Genomic DNA, 981 nt, shown 5'->3' on the forward strand with positions numbered 1-981 from the left:
CGGGCCGCCGGCGCTGCCCGGCAGCGCGTCGGCCACCCGTACCGGGCCCCGCCCGGTACGCACCGACGAGTCCACGGTGTAGAGCAGCACCCCCTCGGTGCAGATCCGCCGGTCCAGCCCGCGGCGGGTCCGCGCCTCGGCGACGACGGCCGTGGCCGGACCCGTTTTGACCACGGCGATGCTCGCGCCGTCCGCCGAGCCGATCGGTTTCAGCAGGTGCCGGGAGGTACCGGCGGGCGCACAGCTCACCTCGCCGTCGCCGAGCCAGCCGAACTTCCACTTGTGCCAGCCCATCAGGTCACTGCGGCCCGCGACGCTCATCGTGTCCCACGCGCCGGCGAACTCCACCGAGGCACCGTTGGCGGTGTTGTACAGGTCGGGCAGCCCGAAGAGGTGGTGGGCCTCGTGCACGAAGTTGCCGCGCTGCCAGGCCGGGTTGTCCCGGTCCCGGCCGAAGACCAGCGCCGCCGCGCGGAGTGTGCTGCCGTCCGCGGTCAGCGACGGGAAGGTGTGGGCCTGCGAGACCATCGGGCCGGCCGGCACGTTGCTGTCGGCGACGACGAACACCAGGTCGGTGGCGGAGAAGTCCGTGTTCCGTGCCACAGCCGCGTCGATCGCGTCCTGCACGTACCGCTCCATCACGGCTGCGGAAGTGCCCCTTGCGACGCCGTAGTCGCTCCACGGTCGCGGCATGCGGACCCACGTCGCCGTGGGTTCCATCACCTGCTCGTACCTGCCGTAGGAGGACTGCCGCAGGTGGTCCGCCGCGTAGTCCGTGAAGAACGAGGCCCGCTCGGCGGCGGCGGTCCGCGCCGGGATGTCGGGGAAGTCGACCATGACGAGGGTGGCCTTGCGCCGCCCCTCCGGCTTGAGGTGCCGGCCGTCGTAAGGCCCCACACCCACCCAGCCGTCGGGCTCCGCCGCGATGGCGCACGGCCCGCTGATGCCCGCTCCGGCGGTCGGCCGTGCCGGCGTGGCCGC

Annotated in this window: 1 protein-coding gene; it reads right to left on the reverse strand. The window is 73.4% G+C overall.

Going from position 1 to position 981, the window contains the following annotated elements:
• Positions 1-981, reverse strand: a 981-nt coding sequence (locus ACYVE9_RS28330; RefSeq protein ID WP_461030743.1) for a metallopeptidase domain-containing protein, incomplete at both ends; no start/stop codon positions are given.

The organism is Streptomyces sparsus (genome assembly GCF_054776295.1).